The 20,549-nt window shown below is 43.4% G+C and carries 18 protein-coding genes and 1 tRNA gene; 13 read left to right on the top strand and 6 right to left on the bottom strand.

Going from position 1 to position 20,549, the window contains the following annotated elements:
• Positions 1-198 precede the first annotated feature (198 nt).
• Complete coding sequence (locus tag ACXAFM_RS18735; RefSeq protein WP_474831764.1) at positions 199-834, bottom strand: hypothetical protein; 636 nt, start codon at positions 832-834, stop codon at positions 199-201.
• Between the two features lie 284 nt (positions 835-1,118).
• Between ACXAFM_RS18735 and ACXAFM_RS18730 the strand changes: the two genes are divergently transcribed.
• The 3 genes from ACXAFM_RS18730 (at position 1,119) to ACXAFM_RS18720 (ending at position 5,392) form a co-directional block, all read left to right on the top strand.
• Complete coding sequence (locus tag ACXAFM_RS18730) at positions 1,119-3,515, top strand: Lon protease family protein (RefSeq protein ID WP_474831761.1); 2,397 nt, start codon at positions 1,119-1,121, stop codon at positions 3,513-3,515.
• 159 nt (positions 3,516-3,674) lie between these two features.
• Positions 3,675-4,481 carry an alpha/beta fold hydrolase gene (locus ACXAFM_RS18725; protein ID WP_474831758.1) on the top strand — a complete coding sequence of 269 codons (807 nt, stop codon included), beginning with the start codon at positions 3,675-3,677 and terminating at the stop codon, positions 4,479-4,481.
• The gene (locus tag ACXAFM_RS18720) at positions 4,478-5,392 is read left to right on the top strand and encodes a GGDEF domain-containing protein (RefSeq protein WP_474807012.1); all 915 of its coding nucleotides are present in this window, start codon (positions 4,478-4,480) and stop codon (positions 5,390-5,392) included. The genes ACXAFM_RS18725 and ACXAFM_RS18720 overlap by 4 nt, the downstream gene beginning before the upstream one ends.
• 100 nt (positions 5,393-5,492) lie before the next feature.
• Here the strand turns inward: ACXAFM_RS18720 and ACXAFM_RS18715 are convergent, their stop codons facing one another.
• Together ACXAFM_RS18715 and yhbY are read right to left on the bottom strand one after the other, a co-directional pair.
• Entirely contained in the window at positions 5,493-6,269 is a 777-nt protein-coding gene (locus ACXAFM_RS18715; protein WP_474831755.1) for a 3-hydroxyacyl-CoA dehydrogenase, read from the bottom strand.
• A gap of 114 nt (positions 6,270-6,383) precedes the next feature.
• The gene (gene yhbY / locus ACXAFM_RS18710; RefSeq protein ID WP_014949363.1) at positions 6,384-6,677 is read right to left on the bottom strand and encodes a ribosome assembly RNA-binding protein YhbY; all 294 of its coding nucleotides are present in this window, start codon (positions 6,675-6,677) and stop codon (positions 6,384-6,386) included.
• Positions 6,678-6,772: 95 nt separating this feature from the next.
• Here yhbY and rlmE point away from each other — a divergent pair, with 95 nt between their 5' ends.
• From rlmE to ACXAFM_RS18665, 9 genes are all read left to right on the top strand, one after another.
• Positions 6,773-7,402, top strand: coding sequence for a 23S rRNA (uridine(2552)-2'-O)-methyltransferase RlmE (rlmE, locus tag ACXAFM_RS18705; RefSeq protein WP_338853590.1), 630 nt, complete (start codon positions 6,773-6,775; stop codon positions 7,400-7,402).
• A gap of 101 nt (positions 7,403-7,503) precedes the next feature.
• On the top strand, positions 7,504-9,450 hold the full coding sequence (gene ftsH, locus ACXAFM_RS18700; protein ID WP_179983328.1) for an ATP-dependent zinc metalloprotease FtsH: 1,947 nt from the start codon (positions 7,504-7,506) through the stop codon (positions 9,448-9,450).
• A 148-nt stretch (positions 9,451-9,598) separates the two neighbouring features.
• On the top strand, positions 9,599-10,423 hold the full coding sequence (gene folP / locus ACXAFM_RS18695) for a dihydropteroate synthase (RefSeq protein WP_474831750.1): 825 nt from the start codon (positions 9,599-9,601) through the stop codon (positions 10,421-10,423).
• A 9-nt stretch (positions 10,424-10,432) separates the two neighbouring features.
• Positions 10,433-11,776 (top strand): phosphoglucosamine mutase, encoded by a 1,344-nt coding sequence (gene glmM / locus ACXAFM_RS18690; RefSeq protein ID WP_474831747.1) that lies wholly within the window; start codon positions 10,433-10,435, stop codon positions 11,774-11,776.
• 96 nt (positions 11,777-11,872) lie between these two features.
• Positions 11,873-12,616, top strand: coding sequence for a triose-phosphate isomerase (tpiA, locus tag ACXAFM_RS18685; protein WP_474831744.1), 744 nt, complete (start codon positions 11,873-11,875; stop codon positions 12,614-12,616).
• A 10-nt stretch (positions 12,617-12,626) separates the two neighbouring features.
• Complete coding sequence (gene secG / locus ACXAFM_RS18680; RefSeq protein ID WP_474831741.1) at positions 12,627-13,064, top strand: preprotein translocase subunit SecG; 438 nt, start codon at positions 12,627-12,629, stop codon at positions 13,062-13,064.
• 16 nt (positions 13,065-13,080) lie between these two features.
• Positions 13,081-13,166: transfer RNA gene (locus ACXAFM_RS18675), tRNA-Leu, on the top strand.
• Positions 13,167-13,397: 231 nt separating this feature from the next.
• Entirely contained in the window at positions 13,398-15,692 is a 2,295-nt protein-coding gene (locus ACXAFM_RS18670) for a putative bifunctional diguanylate cyclase/phosphodiesterase (protein ID WP_474831739.1), read from the top strand.
• 194 nt (positions 15,693-15,886) lie between these two features.
• Complete coding sequence (locus ACXAFM_RS18665) at positions 15,887-16,045, top strand: YqaE/Pmp3 family membrane protein (protein ID WP_014949371.1); 159 nt, start codon at positions 15,887-15,889, stop codon at positions 16,043-16,045.
• Between the two features lie 140 nt (positions 16,046-16,185).
• Here ACXAFM_RS18665 and ACXAFM_RS18660 read toward each other — a convergent pair whose 3' ends face one another.
• From ACXAFM_RS18660 to ACXAFM_RS18650, 3 genes are all read right to left on the bottom strand, one after another.
• A complete protein-coding gene (locus ACXAFM_RS18660) occupies positions 16,186-16,641 on the bottom strand; it encodes a hemerythrin domain-containing protein (protein ID WP_474831736.1) in 456 nt (151 codons plus the stop codon).
• A gap of 228 nt (positions 16,642-16,869) precedes the next feature.
• Entirely contained in the window at positions 16,870-18,222 is a 1,353-nt protein-coding gene (gene gdhA / locus ACXAFM_RS18655; protein WP_474831734.1) for an NADP-specific glutamate dehydrogenase, read from the bottom strand.
• A gap of 7 nt (positions 18,223-18,229) precedes the next feature.
• The gene (locus ACXAFM_RS18650) at positions 18,230-19,858 is read right to left on the bottom strand and encodes a diacylglycerol kinase family protein (RefSeq protein ID WP_474831732.1); all 1,629 of its coding nucleotides are present in this window, start codon (positions 19,856-19,858) and stop codon (positions 18,230-18,232) included.
• A gap of 150 nt (positions 19,859-20,008) precedes the next feature.
• Between ACXAFM_RS18650 and ACXAFM_RS18645 the strand changes: the two genes are divergently transcribed.
• Positions 20,009-20,539 (top strand): DUF2878 domain-containing protein, encoded by a 531-nt coding sequence (locus ACXAFM_RS18645; RefSeq protein ID WP_474831729.1) that lies wholly within the window; start codon positions 20,009-20,011, stop codon positions 20,537-20,539.
• The last annotated feature ends 10 nt before the right edge of the window (positions 20,540-20,549 follow it).

Raw genomic sequence — 20,549 nt, 5'->3', positions numbered from 1 at the left:
CACTTTACATACATATAGCCCAATAGAATAACCCAGCGCTAAGCCATGCCTCAATAGCTTAACACTGAACTAGGCAATATTTATTTCTGCTTGCATGAAAAGTGAGCATTAATGCAGCAGTTTAAGCGCGTTAACGAAGATGACTTGCTTAAACTCTCGCGTAAAATTCACATAGCGACCTATTTATGGTCATTTCTATTAACGCTTAGCGCTGTCTTTATCCGATTCGTTAAATTGTTTATTGCTAAAGGCGGTTAATGCATTTAACTGCTGCGCCTGCACTTTATCGACAACTTTAACCAAATTGGCAGCGTCCTCGTTCGATGCTCGTTGTCCGTTGAAGTGAATATTGCCAGAGGCGTGGTAGGTAAGGGTAACTTTTGTTTTTGGTGAGGGCTCGCGCTTTGTATCATCGTTCGATGAGGCGTTTTCTTCTGCGGTGCTGAATTCCCAAGTGAGCGCACCTGATAAGCCCATTTCTTGAAGAGGACCTAATCCGCCGGTCATTACCACTTTTTTGTTAGGCTCAACATAGCTTATTTGCATGTGTGCCGCACTTGCTGTTTGTGTAACTTCGCAGAAACAACCACCGGCTTGTTCATCAATACTAAGCGTACCCTTCCACCAAGTGTGATCTTTCGGCCACCATTTATCCACGTGTTGAATAAAGTGAGAATACACTGTTTCGATAGGGGCCGTACTTTCACTTTCGTTAGTAATAGAAAATCCAGAATTGTCCGCATAGTTTACCTTAGCGAGGCAAAATGGAGAAAATATAGCACCCAGTAGACTCGAAAAGAGCACGGTTTTGCCAGCTTTCGTTATTGTCGTCATTGTTCTAACCTTTGGCTTTTATTATTCGTGTTAGCTGTTTGCTAATCTAAATTTCACTATGTATCGCACTTACTGCCGTTAAAAAGCTACACCTTGTTTCTCTATGTATCAATATGAACAGAAACCTCAGTACCTGTTCGTTATGCATTATTCAATACATAAAGATGCCAAGCTGGTTGTTTGTTGTGCAATTAACAACGTAAAGCTGCCTTATTAGAGTTAACCGTTTGACAGTGCTGTTAATTAGGGTTTCACTTAAGTAAAGAAACAAAAATAGAACAGGCATGTCTGTAGACACTAATATATATGCGTTAAATGTAGACGCGCTATCACCTACCATAAATCGCCGAGCGGTAAACAGTGCCTTAAAAGACGATGAAGCGCTCAACGCGACTTTTATTGGGCAAGAGCGTGCACGGGAAGCGCTCACATTCGGATTAGGTATTAACACCAAAGGTTACAACCTTTACGTAATGGGTGAGCCTGCTACAGGGCGTTTCACTTTAGTAAAAGACTACATTGAACGCCAAGTCGCACAGCTTTGCGCACCCGATGATTGGTGTTATATCAACAACTTTGATGATGAACGCCAGCCTGTAGCGCTAAAATTTCCGCCAGGTGGTGGCAAGACATTTCAAAAAGATATGGCTGCACTTATTGATGATGTGTTGGATTCACTGCCTATTGCATTTGATAACCCTGGTTATCAGCGCCGCCGTACCTCTATCTCCAGAGAGTTTGAACAAAAGTACGACGCTGCTATAGATGCTGTAGAGCGTTACGCACAAGCTAACGACGTTGCCCTTTACGAAGAGGGTGGGTCAATTACGTTTTCACCCATCATCAACGGCAAGCCGATAAGAGATACTGATTTTGCATCGCTCACTGACGAGCAGCGAGAAGGCTTTTACACGCTCATTGATGACTTAGAAAACAGACTGAGTGAAAGTCTGTTGAGTTTACCTACGTGGAAACGGGAAAACTCAGAGCGTCTGCGTGAGCTAGACAAAAAGACCGCAGAGCACGTGATTAAGCCGCTTATCAAAGTGTTTGAACATAAATATGCCTCTGAGTTCGGGGTTATGAAGTATCTAAAACAGCTTAAAACCGCTTTGGTTAACGCTATCTTAGTTATTCATAATGAAGAGCAAAAAGAGGAAAAGAGTGACGATTTTGATAAGAAGATATTTTTAGAAGAGCAGTTTCTTCCTAATGTATTGGTATCAAATAAATTAGACGAAGCGGCACCTGTTATTTACGAGCCGAACCCTACCTATCAAAACCTGTTCGGTAAAATTGAATACACCAACATTCATGGTAGCGTATTTACCAATTACAGAATGATACAGTCAGGTGCGCTGCACCGGGCAAATGGTGGCTACCTTTTATTGGATGTCGACCAACTAATAGAGCAGCCCTTTGTGTGGGATACCCTGAAACTTGCCATTAAGTCCCAGCGCTTGCGCATGGACTTACCGCAGCAAGACGTGGGTATGGTGAATAACATCACGCTAAACCCTCAGCCTATCGACTTAAATGTGAAAATCGTTTTGTTAGGCTCCCGCGATTTGTACTACACCCTGCAAGATTATGATGACGAGTTTGACGAGCTATTCAGAGTGTTAGTGGATTTTGACTTAGAAATTCCCGTTACCAGACAGGCGCTTTTCGACTTTGTAGGCAAGGTGCGCGCGCATCTTAATACACTAGGGCTTGAAGGTATAACGGCTAATGCCATGTGCAGGCTGGTTGAATATTCACTTAGAATGGCGGAACACAAAGAAAAGCTTTCCGCGCATTTTGCTGAAGTTATCGAGCTGGTCAATGAAGCCTACTATTTCTGTAAGAAGTCGAATGCCGACACGCTAGAGCTTGATCATTTAAAAACAGCATTAAGTGCCAAAAAACGACGCACGGGCCGCGTTAGTCAAACGCTTTTAAATGATATTAAAGAAGGGCACGTGCTCATTGCCACTGAAGGCAAAGCGGTAGGAAAAGTAAACGGATTAACCGTATTGGATATTGGTGACACCGCATTTGGTACACCCGCACGCATTACCTCTACTGTATTTGCCGGGGCAAGTGGCGTAGTTGATATCGAGCGTGAAGTAGAGCTTGGACAGCCCATACACTCTAAAGGGGTTATGTTGCTGAACGGCTATTTAGGTAATAAATACGCTCAGCATTTCCCGTTAACGTTATCTGCAAACATCGCGCTGGAACAGTCTTACGGTCATATAGACGGTGACAGTGCATCACTAGGCGAATTGGTTGCGCTTATATCTGCGCTGACTGAAATTCCATGCCTACAAACCTTGGCTATTACAGGTTCAATAAACCAATATGGTGAAGTGCAAGCCGTTGGCGGGGTAAACGAAAAGATAGAAGGCTTTTTTGACTTATGTCAACACCGTGGTCTAACCGGTACTCAGGGCGTGATTATTCCTAAATCGAATGCAATAAACTTGGTGTTAGATGCCACAGTTATCGACGCCGTGAAAAAAGGGCTGTTTCACATTTATACTGTTGAAACCGTGGACGATGCGCTGACTATTTTGATGGAGCAAGAAGCCGGTAAAATTAGTAGTAAAGGGCGCTACCCTAAAAACTCTATTAACTACCATGCGGTAAACCGTTTATACAATATCGCGCTTATTGTTAATGGTGGTGATGGGGAATAGACGAAAAGATAATCTTATTCCTGAAATTGTAATGGTATCTTGGTGTAATATATAAGTAGTAATACATATGCTAGGCAGCATTGGTACTCATAACATTATTACCCGCATCAATGTTAGAACTAATCGTGCTGCCCCTTAAAAAAAATAAGAAGGTAAACCATGCAGCCAAGTTGCAGCGTAGTGGCTAGGAATAACGTCACAACTCATGGTTCAGGAAGTACGGTTATAATGTTAGCCCACGGTTTTGGCTGTGATCAGCAGATGTGGCGCCACCTATTACCCTTCCTTGTAGAAAAGTATAGAGTAGTTCTATTTGACTATGTAGGATGCGGTGCTTCTGATTATTCAGCTTACGATACTAATCGCTATGCGACACTCGATGGATATGCTCAAGATGTCATAGAAATATGTGAGGCGTTAAACCTCCAGGATGTAATCTTCATCGGGCACTCGGTTAGCAGTATGGTTGGCATGCGCGCGGCTATCCAATCACCTCACATTTTTTCTAAGCTTGCCATGGTATGTCCGTCCCCCTGCTTTCTAAATTTCCCCCCTGACTACATGGGAGGCTTCGACAAAGCAGATTTAGAAGAACTATTAAACCTTATGGATAAGAACTATGTGGGGTGGGCAAATTATTTAGCGCCTTTGGTAATGGGGCAAGATAATAACGCAGACTTAATTCAAGAACTTGAAACAAGCTTCTGCTCTACGGATCCTAAATATGCCAAGCCGTTTGCCAAAACTACGTTTTTCTCTGACGACAGAGCACAACTCCCAAAACTAAAGCTTCCTACACTTATTTTACAAAGCAAGCACGATAATTTAGCGTCAACAAACGTGGGGGAATACATGTATAACGCTATTCCGGACGCTAAAATGCATATCGTCGACGCCTATGGACATTGTTTACACATGACTGATCCGGCTACTGTGTTTACCCTATTTGAGGGGTTCGCAGCTTGAAAGAAGCAATAGAGGAAGACTTTCCCTGTTTGTTACTTAAATCGGATTTTGAAACGACAGAAATAAAATGGCTTAATCCTCATGCTAAGTCGTTTCTAGGGTTAGATTGGACTTCTGGGAAGAAAGTAATCGATATAGTCTCTAAGGCGAGTTCGATATTTTATGAAAGTTATATAAAACCAATACTCCTTGCCAATGGTGAATATCTAGAAGTTCAAATCACTTTGCTATCGGGCTCGGGCGCTAGAGTGCCCGCTGTAGCGAATATCACAGTCACAGGTAACATATTGTACTGGGCGATATACGTTGCAAAAGAACGAGATAAGCTTTATCAAGAGTTGTTAGAAGCAAAAGGCCAGCTTGAAAAGAAGACCGAAGAGCTTACGGCCGTAAGCCGTCGAGATACTTTGACTCCACTACTTAATCGTCGCGCGGCAAATGATGATGTGTTAAAAATGATCTCTCAATCCCGTCGCGCCTTTGTCCCTCTATCTTTTCTGCTTTTAGACATCGACTTTTTTAAGAAGATTAACGACGCCTTTGGCCATGAAGAAGGCGATAGAATACTAATAAAATTGTCTCACGTGTTGAAAGCGCATGTGCGTGAGACTGACGTTGTGGCGAGATGGGGCGGCGAAGAGTTTTTAATCGTGCTTTTTAACACGGATATAAAAGATATAAAACCTTTTAGCGAACGGCTGCATAATGGCATAAGCAAAATTAGTTTACCCAGCGGACAGGCCTTAACGGCAAGTATTGGTGCTGCTGTCTTAGAAAAAGATGACCTTGAACAAACGAACCCGATTGCTCACCAATTGCTAAAAGCTGATAAGGCACTTTACGAAGCAAAAGCTAATCAAAGAGCCCATACTCGAATTTATGATAGTGTTCGCGGTATCGTTAAGATCTAATTATAACTCGGTATTTATTGGGGGTGTAGGTATTGACTACCCTAAGCGTTTAATATTCAACGAGGCGTTACCGATTGCCTCGTTGATTAACTTTCTTTAACTACTTAGGCGGCATGCGAAGGCCGCCGTCTAAGCGAATGGTCTCACCATTTAAATAGCTGTTGTTCGCCATGTGGATAACCAGTTTTGCGAATTCCTCGGGCAGCCCTAGACGCTTAGGAAACTGTACGTTGGCAGAAAGGGCGTCTTGCACCTTTTCAGGCATAGCAAGCAGCATAGGCGTGCCCATCACGCCAGGCGCTATAGTGTTAACGCGAATTCCTAGCGGCGCTAAATCGCGAGCCATAGGCAGGGTTAGACCAATAATTCCACCTTTGCTTGCTGCATAAGCAGTTTGACCTATTTGACCTTCGTAACCTGCAACTGAAGCAGTATTGATAATAAGGCCGCGTTCGCCTTCATCGTTAACAGGCGACTGTTTGGCCATAGCTGCTGCAACCAAGCGAGACACATTAAAGCTGCCGACCAAGTTAATATCGATAGTTTTTTGAAAATCGCCGAGTGGGGCAGGGTTGCCTTCTTTATCGAGTAAACGCTTTGCGGGTGCGATACCAGCGCAGTTGACTACCAGTGAAATAGCACCAAACCTGTCAGTGGTAGCATCGATAGCCGCTTGAACAGAGGCCTCATCACGAACATCGGTTTTGGTGAAATGTGTATTGTCACTACCTAATTCTTCAACACGTTGCGCGCCAAGTTCGTCGTTTAGGTCGAAAAGGCTGACGTTGGCACCCGCATCGCGAAGCGCGATAGCAGTGGCGTGACCAAGTCCTGAGCAACCGCCAGTGACAACGGCGGTAAGATTATTTAGCGTCATAGTTTTCCCTTAAACCCTATTTGTTCACTATTATTAACGTGATGTTAACGGGAAGTAAGAAGAAAAACTATGGTGCCGAAAGGGAACGGCACCTTTTATTCAGTTATTTTGCCGCTATTTTGGCAACTGAATTTTACAGTCTTCGCTTTGACGGTAGATAATTAGCGTATGACCAATTACCTGAAGCTTAACTGAGTTGGTTTCACGTACGATGGCATCCATGATAAGCGCTTTTTCTTCGCGATCATCAGTTGGTACCTTAACTTTAATTAATTCATGGTGACTAAGTGCGTTGTCGATTTCTGCAACGACACCTTCTGTCAGGCCGTTCCCGCCTAGCTGCACAACAGGTTTTAACGGGTGTGCAAGACCTTTTAGGAATTGTTTCTGTTTATTTGAAAGTTTCATCTAGTAATATTTCTTACAATTAATCTGTTAGTTTATGCTTGAAATAACGTATTCTAACGCCATCTTCTCTACAATCCTAATGACATTGTACTGGAATGACAAAAAAGAAACACTCCGCCAGCAGTAAACGCTGGTTACAAGAACACGTCAACGACCATTATGTGCAAAAAGCAAATAAGGAAGGTTGGCGCTCGCGAGCTATTTATAAACTGGAAGAAATCCAGAAAAAAGATAAGCTCATAAAGCTAGGAATGACACTTGTAGACCTTGGTGCTGCACCAGGGGGCTGGTCTCAGCTAGCTGCACAGCTTGTTGGCGACAATGGTCAAGTTATCGCGTGCGATATTTTGCCCATGGATCCGATAGTTGGCGTAGACTTTTTACAAGGTGATTTCCGAGAGGACGCGGTTCTCGACGCACTATTGAACAGAATCGGTGGGAACACCGTAGATATTGTGTTGTCTGATATGGCACCGAACCTTGCAGGTAACGCTTCGGTTGACCAATCTCGCTCTATGTACCTTTGCGAACTAGCGCTAGATATGTGTCACCAAGTTTTAAAGCCTGGAGGTTCTTTTGTCATTAAGGTGTTCCAAGGTGAAGGTTTTGTTGAGTTCATGAACGCACTTAAACAATCTTTCACAACCATAAAGACGCGTAAGCCTGACTCGTCCAGATCACGTTCTCGTGAGGTGTATTTGGTGGCTTGTGGGTATAAAGTGTAGTACGCTTTGGGTTAAGCGGTTTTCGTTGCGAGTTGTGCCGTTTATTCAATAAACAACTTGTTGAATATACAAGCAATTCGGGTTTATAGAGGTTAGTAGCATTGAGCGATATGGCAAAAAATTTAATCTTATGGTTAGTCATCGCCGTTGTTTTAATGTCGGTTTTTCAGAGCTTTTCACCGAGTGAATCGTCTCGTTCGCAAACTGACTACACAACGTTTTTGAGAGAAGCAGAACAGGGAAATATTCGTGAAGTTCGCATCAACAATAGTGGCGAAATTCGCGGTACAAAGCGTTCAGGCGAAACTTTCCAAACATTCGTACCTTACTTCGACGACAAGTTAGTATCTGACTTAGTTAAAAACGACGTAAGAGTTTACGGTGAACCACCGGAAGAGCAGTCTCTTCTAACGTCAATTTTCATTTCATGGTTCCCCATGCTATTGCTTATTGGTGTATGGATATTCTTCATGCGTCAAATGCAAGGTGGCGGCGGCCGTGGCGCTATGTCTTTCGGAAAGAGCAAAGCTCGCTTACTTGGTGAAGACCAAATCAAGACGACATTTGCTGACGTAGCAGGCTGTGATGAAGCTAAGGAAGACGTTTCTGAATTAGTCGACTTCCTTCGCGACCCGTCTAAGTTCCAGAAGCTTGGCGGTAAGATCCCGAAGGGTGTGCTAATGGTAGGTCCTCCTGGTACGGGTAAAACGTTGCTTGCGAAAGCTATCGCGGGTGAAGCAAAAGTACCTTTCTTTACTATTTCGGGTTCTGATTTCGTTGAAATGTTCGTAGGTGTTGGTGCATCGCGTGTTCGTGATATGTTCGAACAAGCCAAAAAAGCAGCGCCTTGCATTATTTTCATTGACGAAATTGACGCGGTAGGCCGTCAACGTGGTGCTGGTTTAGGTGGTGGTCACGACGAGCGTGAACAAACGCTTAACCAAATGCTTGTTGAAATGGACGGCTTTGAAGGCCACGAAGGTATCATCGTTATTGCGGCAACTAACCGCCCAGACGTTCTTGACCCTGCGCTACTTCGCCCTGGTCGCTTCGACCGTCAGGTTGTAGTAGGTCTGCCAGATATTCGCGGTCGTGAACAAATTCTTAAGGTTCATATTCGCAAAGTACCTGTTGCTGACAACGTAGAACCTTCTGTTATTGCTCGTGGTACACCAGGTTTCTCAGGTGCCGATTTGGCGAACCTAGTAAATGAAGCTGCATTGTTTGCTGCCCGTGGTAACAAACGTCTGGTTTCAATGGAAGAGTTTGAGAAAGCGAAAGACAAAATCATGATGGGCTCTGAACGTAAGTCTATGGTGATGTCTGAGCCTGAAAAAGAAATGACAGCGTATCACGAAGCAGGTCACGCCATTGTTGGTCGCTTAGTGCCAGAGCACGATCCGGTTTACAAAGTATCGATCATTCCACGCGGTCGCGCGTTGGGTGTGACCATGTACTTGCCTGAACAAGACCGTGTAAGTCATTCTAAACAACACTTAGAAAGCATGATTTCTAGCTTGTTTGGTGGGCGTATTGCTGAAGCCATCATTTACGGCGACGACAAAGTAACAACGGGTGCATCTAACGACATCGAGCGCGCAACTGAAATTGCACGTAAGATGGTGACTCAGTGGGGCTTGTCGAGCAAAATGGGTCCAATGCTTTATGCTGAAGACGAAGGTGAAGTGTTCCTAGGTAAGTCTATGTCTAAGGCAACGAATATGTCTGATGACACAGCACGTGCTATTGATGCCGAAATCAAGTCATTGATTGACAGCAACTACGAACGCGCTCAAAAAATCCTTGAAGACAATATTGATATCTTACACTCAATGAAAGACGCACTGATGAAGTACGAAACCATTGATGCTAAGCAAATCGATGATCTGATGAACCGCACTGACGTTCGTCCTCCTGCAGACTGGGATGACAGCAAGCCGTCTGGTGGCGATAAGCCAAGTGGTGGTGCACCAGTTCGCGAAGGTGAAATTAAAAACGATGGTGTTGATAAACCGTCTGTAGGCAAGCCGGGCGATATTCCAAGCTAAGCCTCTACACTAATTAAAAAACGCCAGTTCAGCTGGCGTTTTTTGTTAGAGCAGTTTGATTTTAATCTAATGCTTATCGCTATCTCTGTGGGTTAAAATCAGTTTGCTTTATAGCTTCATCTTTAAAGAACAATAATGCGAGTAATTCATGCAGTTTGGAAAGCACTTCGTCGACCTATCACAGTCTCATGTGATGGGCATATTAAATGTAACCCCTGACTCTTTCTCTGACGGTGGCAAGCACGCCAATGTGACGCAAGCCGTTGAACATGCGCATCGTATGATAGGTGATGGCGCGACCTTTATTGACATTGGTGGAGAATCTACACGACCTGGAGCCCCTGATGTATCTTTGCAAGAAGAACTAGACCGCACAATACCTGTTATTGAGGCAGTCGCTAAAAATAGCGATGTTGTGATATCTATTGATACCAGTAAAGCAGAAGTAATGCGTGAAGCAGTCAACGCGGGTGCAGGGTTAATTAATGATGTACGTGCTTTACAAGAACCCGGTGCATTGGAAGCCGCAGCTGATGCTAACGTCCCCGTGTGCTTAATGCATATGAAGGGGCAACCTCGAACTATGCAAAACAACCCTGAATATAGTGATGTTATTGACGAAGTAATCCAGTTTTTAATATCTCGCGCAAAAGTATGTGAGCAAGCTGGCATTGCGAAAGCGTCGATAATGTTCGACCCAGGCTACGGATTTGGTAAAACGCTAGAGCATAACTATGCCCTGGTTAAACATCTGCCTGATATTATGTCGTTGGGCTTTCCTGTCTTAGTTGGAATGTCACGCAAATCAATGATAGGCAATTTGCTTAACAGAAAAGTAGATGAGCGCTTGGCTGGAAGCGTAAGCCTCGCTACAATTGTCGCCCAAATGGGCGCACAGATTATTCGCGTTCACGACGTTAAAGAAACAGCGGACGCTGTCAATATCGTGAAAATGCTGAATACGATTAAATAAGGAATAATAATGACTCAGCGCAAATATTTCGGCACCGATGGTATACGTGGAAAAGTGGGTGAGAGCAATATCAACCCAGAGTTTGTTACCAAATTAGGGTGGGCCGCAGGTAAAGTTCTAGCTGGCCGCGGCACAAATAAAGTACTTATCGGTAAAGACACACGTATATCTGGCTACATGCTAGAGTCCTCTCTAGAAGCTGGTCTATCGGCTGCAGGCATTAATATCGGCTTGCTAGGACCTATGCCCACGCCGGCTATTGCGTATCTAACGAAAACATTCCGTTCTGAAGCGGGTATCGTAATCAGTGCCTCCCATAACCCTTTTTACGATAACGGCATCAAATTCTTCTCTGCTCAAGGCTTTAAGCTAGATGACGACATCGAGCTAGCTATTGAAGACATGTTAGAGCGCCCAATGACATGCGTAGCTTCTGACAAGTTAGGTAAAGCTACACGAATTAATGACGCAGCAGGTCGTTACATTGAATTTTGTAAGGGTACATTCCCGTCTGAGCTATCGTTAACAGGTCTAAAAATAGTGGTAGATTGCGCGCACGGCGCAACGTATCACATAGCACCAAATGTGCTTCGCGAATTAGGCGCAACAGTCATTGAGCTGGGAACAGCGCCTGATGGCCTAAACATCAACGACGGCGTTGGCGCAACTTCTATGAACGCCATTGTAGAAAAGGTTAAAGAAACCGGCGCTGACCTTGGCTTTGCACTAGATGGCGATGGCGATCGCATTATGATGGTTGATCATCTCGGTAACGTTTTAGACGGTGACCAGATTGTTTACATCATCGCGCGTGACGCACTTAAAAATGGCAAAATGCAAGGTGGCGTCGTTGGCACCTTGATGAGTAATCTAGGTCTTGAAAATGCGCTTTCAAAGCTGGGCGTTCCATTTGTAAGAAGTAACGTAGGCGACAGATACGTGATGGAATTGCTGCAGCAAAAAGGCTGGGCTATTGGCGGTGAAAATTCAGGTCATGTACTTAACCTTAATATGAGCTCGACTGGTGATGGTATTGTTGCAGGGCTTCAGGTACTTGCTGCTATGTTACGCTCTCATATGGATCTACACGACTTAGCGAGCGGTTTTGACATGTACCCGCAAACATTGGTTAACGTGCGTTACGCAAACCAAGAAGTGGATTATCTTTCACATCAAGATGTACAAAGCGCAAAGAAAGAAGCGGAATCTGCATTAGGTAAGACGGGTAGGGTATTACTGCGTAAAAGCGGTACTGAACCACTAATTCGAGTGATGGTAGAGTCGAACGACGATGCACAATCTCATAAATGGGCTGAGCATATTGCAGAAACTGTTCGTAATCTCGCCAATTAGTTGGCGTAGCAGGAAATTTTGCTTTTTGTGCTTGTATCTTTTCAATTAAATAGTTAATATCACGCCCGCTTTAAAGACAGGGCTAAGGTCTGCGTTGTGAGTGAAAATGTAAGAAAGCCATTCGTGGCTGGCAATTGGAAAATGAATGGAAATTTAGCATTAGTTGCTGAATTTAATCAGAAACTTGCTGATGTAAAAGCTGAATCGGAAATCGTGATTTGTGCTCCTTCTCTACTTTTACACGCATTTGAAACTCGTTCATTTGCTATCGGTACTCAAAACGTAAGTCATTTAGAAAATGGCGCACATACTGGTGAGTTATCAGTCCAAATGCTTAAAGAAGCAGGTTGTGAATACGCAATCGTTGGGCACTCTGAAAGACGCGAAGACCAAGGTGAGTCAAGCGAACTTGTAGCGCTAAAAGCTAAGCAGTGTGTCGCATCTGGCATAGTTCCTATCATTTGTGTGGGTGAACCCCTTGAAGTGAGAGAGGCTGACAACGTAGAGTCGTTTGTCGGTGAACAGCTAGACGCTCTTGTTAATGCAATGTCTGTGGTTGAACTAAGCAAAACAGTTATAGCTTACGAGCCAATTTGGGCAATAGGTACAGGTAAAACTGCAAGCCCAGAACAAGCACAAGACGTTCACGAATTTATTCGTGGCTACTTTAGTAAAGTAGACACAGAACTGGCCCAGGGCCTTCGTATTTTATACGGCGGAAGTGTTAAGCCAGATAATGCCAACACCTTATTTGCGCAAAAAGACGTAGATGGCGGTTTGATTGGCGGGGCCAGTTTAAAGGCTGAAGATTTTATTTCAATTTGCCAAGCGGCAAACTGACGAGGTATTTATGATTTACGAAGTGCTATTAGTAGCATACCTAATTGTAGCGCTTTTACTTATTGGATTCGTTTTGATTCAACAAGGTAAAGGTGCAGATATGGGCGCTTCATTTGGCTCAGGTGGCTCAAACACTGTATTTGGTTCATCGGGTTCTGGTAACTTTATGACGCGTACCACAGGTATTTTAGCAGGCTTGTTTTTCTTCATAAGCCTTACACTAGGTGCGTTGACCGCAAATCGTGAAAGTGCTGAAGATGAGTGGAATAACTTAGAAGTTCCAGTGGCTGTTGAAGAGCCAGTTCAGCTTCCGGCTGACCAGGATGTACCAGTTATTGAAGATGCAGCGCAAAGCGACGTACCAGCGGTTGAAGCAGACGCTTCTGACGTGCCAGTAACTGATGCATCTGATGTGCCAGTAGCTGATGGCTCTGAAGGTTCAAACTAAGCATATAAAAAGTTTCGCGGAAGTGGTGGAATTGGTAGACACGCCATCTTGAGGGGGTGGTGAGCATAGCTCGTGCGGGTTCAAGTCCCGCTTTCCGCACCAATTAATAATAAAAGCCAGCGTCATGCTGGCTTTTTGCTTTTTGTAGCCTGCCTATTGTGCCAATCAAAGTGTAGCGAATATATGTTGAGGGTACAGTATTTGTAACAAAGCGTTAAAATCTAAAATTTACAGCATGTTATACCTGTCCCTATTATTGTTAATCAGCTATTCTTAACTTCGATACCTATTTCGACAGCTTTAAAGTTACAACAATTTTTTCGGGGCACTATAGTGCAAAAGACACTAAGTCAGACTTTATTCCAAACCTTGTTAATAGGGATTGTAATAGCATCACTTCTGATTATTGGCGCTGTCTGGCGTTCCGCGAACACTCTCGTTGTCCAAAATATTGATCACGATATTCTTTTAGCTGAGAAAGTTTTTGATAAAGTTGTTGCCGACAGGCAAGCCGTCATTAAAAGTGTTTCCAAGGTCCTATCTCGTTCCTTTGACTTCCGGCGCGCCGTTGGAACCGAGAATATACCCTCTATTGAAGCTGCATTTACGAGTTATGCCGATCGCCTTAATACCCAAATTATCGCGCTAGTGAGCTTAGACCATAAGGTGGTTGCAACTCATACGAACTTATTCGAAGTTGGTCAGGATGTAGAGAGCAGTTTGTCGCTCGTTGCACAAGGGCGAGACAGCGGCCTTTTTGTTGTAAATAATAATTTAGTTCAGCTAAACCTAATTCGTGTAGAAATTCCTACACTTAGATATTACCTGTTAATTGGTGTCGAATTTGACACTGCGCTACTTGAACAGTTGAAGCAACTTGTCGATGCAGAAATCATCATTTCTGAGACAGGTACAGGCGAGGTTATAAAGGCAACATTAGATAGGACCGAAGCGCAAAGAATAATATCATCTGAACAAGATCCGTCTTGGGTAGACGTAACCTTTAAAAATCAATTAACTTATTTTGCGCGCCAGGTAAGTATTGGCTCAGAGCAAAATTTGCCTGTTGCCATTACATTAGCTGTAGATACAACCTCTTATTTCAACGCTTTCACGCGTATTCAATTAACCATATTGGCTTTTTGCTTATTAGCAATTCTTATCGCTATGGGTCTTTCTCTTTTACTAGCAAGAAATGTAAGTGAGCCTGTATCTAAATTGGTAAAAGCAGTAAACAAAGTGGCTACGGGGAGCTATGGGGCAACCCTTGAAGCACCGGCCAAACTAAAAGAAATCACAGAGCTTGCAAATGCGGTAGACAGTATGCAAGCAAGTATTAAAAGTCGTGAAAAGCACATACGCTACCAAGCAGAGCACGATGCGTTAACTGGACTTTTTAATCGCAACTATGTTGAAGGCTTTTTCGAGTCCGAGCTCAAAGAAGGACGGGCTGTTCAAGTTGTGGCTATTACCGTCATTGGGTTTCGAACTATTAATGACCTGTATGGCTATTCAAATGGCGACAATACGTTAAAAGCGTTAGCTGAGCGTTTACAGCGCTGGCCTGGCACGTCTGCACGCCTTGCTGGCGGTGAGATTTTATATATATCGCAGGAATCTCTTAATGATGATCAGCTAGAAACGCTTAAGCACATATTAGAGCAGCCTGTTGAGAGTAATTTAATCGCTATTCCCGTGAAAGTTGCTATGGCAATCATCGAATGCCCGCAGGACGCAACGTCTTCTGAAGAACTTTTCAGAAAAATGAATATAGTTACCGATGAAGCGATTCATAGTGACAGTTGGTGTGTTCGCTATCGAACTGATTTAGAAGATAAATATAACCGTCGCCTTGCAATTACAACAGAGTTGAAACGGGTACTAGCGAGCCAGCAAAACGAATTGTCTATGGTCTACCAGCCTAAGGTTGACCTACAAACGATGAAAGTTTGTAGCATGGAAGCGTTAATTCGCTGGAGCAGCAGTGTTCTTGGTTTTGTTCCACCAGACGAATTTATCACCATCGCCGAGCAAGCAGGGTTGATTGAAAAAGTAACTATGTGGGTAATGCAACAAACCATTACTGACTTGTCTTACTTTAGGTCGAAAGGTTATCGGTTTACTGTTGCCATGAACTTGTCGACACAAGACATTCAGAATAAAGTGTTACTAAGCAAGTTAGTAGCCCTGTTAACGAAAGAAGGGCTATCACCAGATTCTTTAGAGCTTGAAATAACCGAAAGCGATTTAGTTGCTGATGCTGCACTTGCGATTGAAAACCTTAACGAATTAACCGCCAGAGGATTTCACTTCGCAATTGATGATTTTGGTACTGGATATTCGTCACTGGCCTATTTAAAGAACTTACCTGTTAAAACTATTAAAATAGACAAGAGCTTTATTCTTACTCTGGCAAGCGACGAGAACGATCAACAAATTGTTCATACTGTGCTTAGTTTGGCGAATGCCTTTAATTTGAAAGTGGTGGCTGAAGGTGTGGAAGATGTTGCGTCGCTAGAGATCTTGAAAGAGTGGGGATGTGATATCGCGCAAGGTTACTTCATCAGTCGACCGCTTAATCGTCCAGACCTAGAAGATTGGCTGCAAAATACGCCTTTCGGTGAATAGCTTTCTTATTACAAAAAATTTATATTTTTGGAGTCAATGGGATGCTCAATCGTTTATCAACGCTGACATGGCATCTAAAATGCAAACAACCATTATGAAGCGTGAAAATCGCTCCGCAGGCTGAACACTTTCATCAAAGTGTGAGTTTTTTGCCTACTGAGTTGTGAAATTACTTCAAAAACAAGGAATTTACTATGGACATCATTCGTATACTTTTATCAATTTTACTTCCACCGCTAGGCGTATTTTTACAGGTCGGTATCGGCGCGCATTTTTGGATCAATATTTTATTGACCATTCTTGGCTATTTTCCAGGTGTAATTCACGCGGTTTACATCATCGCTAAAAAGTAGGCACTTGAGCGCTTCAGTAATCTGTTATAGGTGAAAGAGCAATCAAACACTAAATATGCAAAAGCCAGCTTGAATAGCTGGCTTTTTACTTTATGACGCCTTTCGGATTGAATACTACCGCCATGGATACCAAGGCTATGTTACGCCGTTAGTTTTTCGTCGTCTAACTCCTGTTTCATCTCTTTTTGATATTCATCAGCAAGTTTTGTTTTCTGGCGGTCGTTAAGCACATTCCCCGCTACCTGGAAGAACTCCTGTTCTTCGTCAGCAAGGTGATGTTCCACTTTTTCTTGAAGTGTCTTCAAATAACGTAACCATGCAGGTGAGCTCATATCGGTGTCATCAAGCTTAGCTAGTAATTCATCAATCTCGTGATGCTCTGCAATTCCGTGACGGGTCAAATCTACGGTGGCGTCTTTTTCTAAAAGATGAGCATAAAAGTGGCGCTCCTCAGCAATAGCATGACTCTCAAGCTGAGTTTTGAGCTCTTGGTAATATTCACGGCGTGCAGCTGTATCGCCACTTGTTTCAGCTAAAATCTTTAACAATAAACGTTGCTTCTCATGGTCTTGGCGTAAAGCTTCAAAAATTTTCATAGGTGGTTCCTTATAAATACCTAAAAAGTTAATCACACCAAGGGTAATGCTATTATTGTTCCATGAATAAAAAGTCTGTTAGCTCCTGAATTTTATAATAAAATCTATTGAACGATGCAGGGGGTGGGTAAAAGAGAACAGAAAAAACGCAAATTTTACAGGTTACTTACCGATAAATTCACAGCAGTATTGTCGTGAATTTATCGAATGAAATATGTGGTAAACGTGCTACACGCCTTGTGCGACCATGGCGTCTGCAAGACGTCTAAACGCTGCGATGTTAGCGCCTTTCATGTAGTCGATATAATCGTGTTCATCACCTACACCTTGTCCTTCTGTAACACAGCGCTGATGAATGCTTTCCATAATAGCGTATAACTGATCATCAAGTACGTTCGCATTGCGCTGATTGAACACGGCGTTTTGGCTCATTTCTAATCCCGACAAGGCGACACCACCTGCATTAGATGCCTTTCCGGGCACATAAACAATTTTGGCATCTAAGAAAAGGGTTTGCGCCTCATTTGTACACGGCATATTCGCACCTTCTAAAACCATCTTACAGCCGTTATCTAGTAATACCTTGGCGTCCGTTTCAAGCAGTTCATTTTGCGTTGCACAAGGTAAAGCAATATCGCATTTTATATGCCATGGCTTTTTATTGGCTATCCATTTCCCCATTTTTTTATCAGCCATGTCTACAAGGATATTATCTCGGTTAGCGTGGTTATCAATTGCCCATTTTAATGCCGTATCCGATAACCCTTCTTCAACATGTAGAAGCCCCCGGCTGTTTGAGAGCGAAATTACCTTTCCACCTTTCTCTACCGCCTTAAGCGCCGCGTGCAGTGCTACGTTTCCTGCACCAGATACTGCAATTGTATTGCCTTCAATGTACGAGTTTCGCTGTTTACAAACCGCTTCTAAAAAGTAGATTAAGCCAAAACCTGTGGCCTCAGTACGCACATAGCTTCCACCAAACTCTAAACCTTTACCGGTTAAAACGCCTTCGAACCTATTGTTTAACCTTCGATATTCGCCATATAGATAACCTATTTCTCTCGCGCCTACGTTAATATCACCAGCAGGTACATCGGTGTTTGCGCCTATGTGTCGTTGCAATTCACGCATAAATGCTTGGCAAAACAACATAATGTCTCTGTCTGACCGGCCTTTGGGGTTAAAGTCAGAGCCTCCTTTTCCGCCACCCATGGGCAGACCAGTAAGGGCATTTTTAAAACACTGCTCAAAAGCAAGAAACTTGAGCACTGATAGATTAACAGTTGGGTGAAAGCGCAACCCACCTTTGTACGGGCCCATTGCTGAATTATGCTGCACCCGCCACCCTTGGTTTACTTCAATATTGCCTTCACTGTTCATCCAAGAGACTGTGAAATAGATAATGCGCTCCGGCATGCAAATGCGCCTTACAATATCAAATGCCTTGTAATCTTCGTTCGCGTTATAAATAGGAACAATATCTTCAAGTACTTCATGTACTGCTTGTAGATACTCGGTCTCATTAGAAAACTTATCGTTTAAAAAGTCATAGATTTCTTCAAAGTTACTTTTTTGAGCCATGTACTATTTAATCCTTTTCTTCAAAATTAGTGAGTACGGTAAGACTGCGTGGGCATGTTTCTATGACAAGTTTATCGCCCTCGTAAATTTCACCGTCTACTGCGTATGCGGTAGGTTTGTCGAATGTTAATGTAATACGTGCTGCGCGTTCATGGCGTATTGAATCGGATTGCTTTTTGGCTTCTGCCGGGCTTAACACAAGTTCCGCTAGCGAAGCGAACTGTCTATCAGAACTTGGCTGTGGCAATAGCCAGGTTAAATCAAGCTTACCATCGGTTATATCTGGCGGCTCGGCACCTTGTGCAAGTGCGGTAGTCATTGGCGCCGCGTTTGCTATCACAAAACTCGGCGTTTCTAATGTTTCAACAGGTAGATCATCTTTTGCTACCTCAAAAGTCATATTTTCGTTATTTGAAATGGCATTCCAAAGCCCTTTTAAATAAGCAAACTGACCGCCCATGTTTTTTTCTTCCCGGTCAGCAGCAGAGATCATTTGCTCTTCAAAACCAACCGCTGCAACTAAAAGCATAACGTGGTCGTTACACCGCGCCGTATCAATAGAGAGCGTGTTACCCTTTATAATGATGTCGCAGGCGGTACTTATTGGCGTGACTTTGCTGATGTATCCGTGAAGTACTTGGCTTAATGCGTTAGCGGTACCAAAGGGAATGATTCCCATGGTAACGTCGGTATTCACTAACGCTGATGCTACCTCCGTTAATGTACCGTCACCGCCACATGCAACAACAATATGGGCACCATCTCGCTTTGCTTGTTCAGCGAGTGCCTTGCCATCTGTATCTGGCGTGGTTTCCTTAACAGTGACTTTGAATTTCTCGTTAAGTCTAGAAAGCACTTCGTCTCGGTACTGAGCCCACTTACCACCGCCCGCTACGGGATTAACAATAAGCGTTAGCATTTTCTGTAGTGACAGCAAGCCGCCATCTCTTACTTTTTGAAGTGATGCTAACTGACGTTTATTGAGCCTTGCGGTTTGGCGTATTTTGTTAATTTGACTTAAAGCTTCATCCACTGTCAGTTTTGGGTTCTTCGCCAATAAAAAAGCGGCAACGACTAATACAGAGCGGCCACGCCCCAGCGCGCAATGTACTACTACATTTTTACTTTCAGATATCTGCTGATTTAGCCAATTGATTGCGAGTACGAGTTGCTCTGGTGTCGGGCTGGTATGGTCAAGTACAGGTACGTTTAAATAGCGAAAGTCTTCCTGATAGGCAGTCCAGTCTAAGCCGTCAAACTCTGCGGTTACATCTAAGATCGCTTCAATACCGTTTTCGTTGAGCAGGCCCACATGCTTGCTTGACATTCTGCACGCAAGAAATAGGTTGGGCTCAATTTTTTGTAGTGGGGGAACTTTATCGGTTCTACGTGCATACTCGTTATAAAGCCACGAACCCAGTAAGAAGGGTACGAAAACCCAACGGATATAGAAGGGAATAGATCCATCTTCGCGTTTGCGAAATAAACTTGGGTAATTAAGTAAATAGGCACTGCTTACCGCTATAAGCGAAAAGGCTGTCCATCCAAATGCAATTTTTAACAATATCACAGGCACAGTTAGCGTTAGCACCAACGCTAGTAGTGCACCCAGTATGTAGTACTTAACCATTTTCACGAATAACACATCCTTTGTAATTGGAAAAAGCAAATAGCTTATGCATTCATACTTACACCCGTTTGTTTTCGTTTACTTTTGATAGCTTAGATTTGAACTATCAATAGACGGTAAGCGTATATTTTTTTATGAAAAGTAAGAGTGTTCGTAATGAATAAAACTGTGGTACTCAAAGTTGTCAATTTCGCCTGGTTTCAATCCATATGGTGGTTAGTGATTTTGTTTCAAAACAGCGCTGTACTTCCCGTTTTAGGGCTACTTTTGATTTGGATTGTGTTCTCCCCAAAACGTGTCGAAGACCTAAAGCTTATGAGTGCAGTTTTTCTCCTTGGCACTGTGGTCGACGCCTTACTCACTTTAAGCGGGCTATTTATTTTCAATCAGACAGAGGTGCTGGTGAGCTTTTGGCCAATTCCCATATGGCTTAGCCTTCTCTGGGCCGCGTTCGCGGGTACGGTTTATCACAGTCTAACTGCGTTCAACGGTCGAATGGGTATTGCAGCAATCGCGGGGGCTGTCTTTGCGCCTCTTAGCTATATAGCTGGAGCCAAGTTCGGTGCGGTCGAGTTAGGTGCCAGTATCATGCTCTCTTATATTTTCATCGCTTTAGTGTGGAGTGTAATTTTCCCGCTGTGTTTTTATTTATCCAATCGTTTTGAGGCAAAACAAGCCCAAGCGTAAATGCAAGGAG

Source organism: Alteromonas sp. ABD4_190 (genome assembly GCF_056160105.1).
Note: the sequence above shows the minus strand (reverse complement) of the source record. Positions and strands in the feature narration are given on the sequence as shown.

Excerpts from the sequence above, each read along its gene's own strand:
- ACXAFM_RS18735 (WP_474831764.1), bottom strand. The coding sequence starts at position 834 with ATGACGACAATAACGAAAGCTGGCAAAACCGTGCTCTTTTCGAGTCTA.
- ACXAFM_RS18730 (WP_474831761.1), top strand. The coding sequence starts at position 1,119 with ATGTCTGTAGACACTAATATATATGCGTTAAATGTAGACGCGCTATCA.
- ACXAFM_RS18725 (WP_474831758.1), top strand. The coding sequence starts at position 3,675 with ATGCAGCCAAGTTGCAGCGTAGTGGCTAGGAATAACGTCACAACTCAT.
- ACXAFM_RS18715 (WP_474831755.1), bottom strand. The coding sequence starts at position 6,269 with ATGACGCTAAATAATCTTACCGCCGTTGTCACTGGCGGTTGCTCAGGA.
- yhbY (WP_014949363.1), bottom strand. The coding sequence starts at position 6,677 with ATGAAACTTTCAAATAAACAGAAACAATTCCTAAAAGGTCTTGCACAC.
- rlmE (WP_338853590.1), top strand. The coding sequence starts at position 6,773 with ATGACAAAAAAGAAACACTCCGCCAGCAGTAAACGCTGGTTACAAGAA.
- folP (WP_474831750.1), top strand. The coding sequence starts at position 9,599 with ATGCAGTTTGGAAAGCACTTCGTCGACCTATCACAGTCTCATGTGATG.
- glmM (WP_474831747.1), top strand. The coding sequence starts at position 10,433 with ATGACTCAGCGCAAATATTTCGGCACCGATGGTATACGTGGAAAAGTG.
- secG (WP_474831741.1), top strand. The coding sequence starts at position 12,627 with ATGATTTACGAAGTGCTATTAGTAGCATACCTAATTGTAGCGCTTTTA.
- ACXAFM_RS18665 (WP_014949371.1), top strand. The coding sequence starts at position 15,887 with ATGGACATCATTCGTATACTTTTATCAATTTTACTTCCACCGCTAGGC.
- ACXAFM_RS18660 (WP_474831736.1), bottom strand. The coding sequence starts at position 16,641 with ATGAAAATTTTTGAAGCTTTACGCCAAGACCATGAGAAGCAACGTTTA.
- gdhA (WP_474831734.1), bottom strand. The coding sequence starts at position 18,222 with ATGGCTCAAAAAAGTAACTTTGAAGAAATCTATGACTTTTTAAACGAT.
- ACXAFM_RS18645 (WP_474831729.1), top strand. The coding sequence starts at position 20,009 with ATGAATAAAACTGTGGTACTCAAAGTTGTCAATTTCGCCTGGTTTCAA.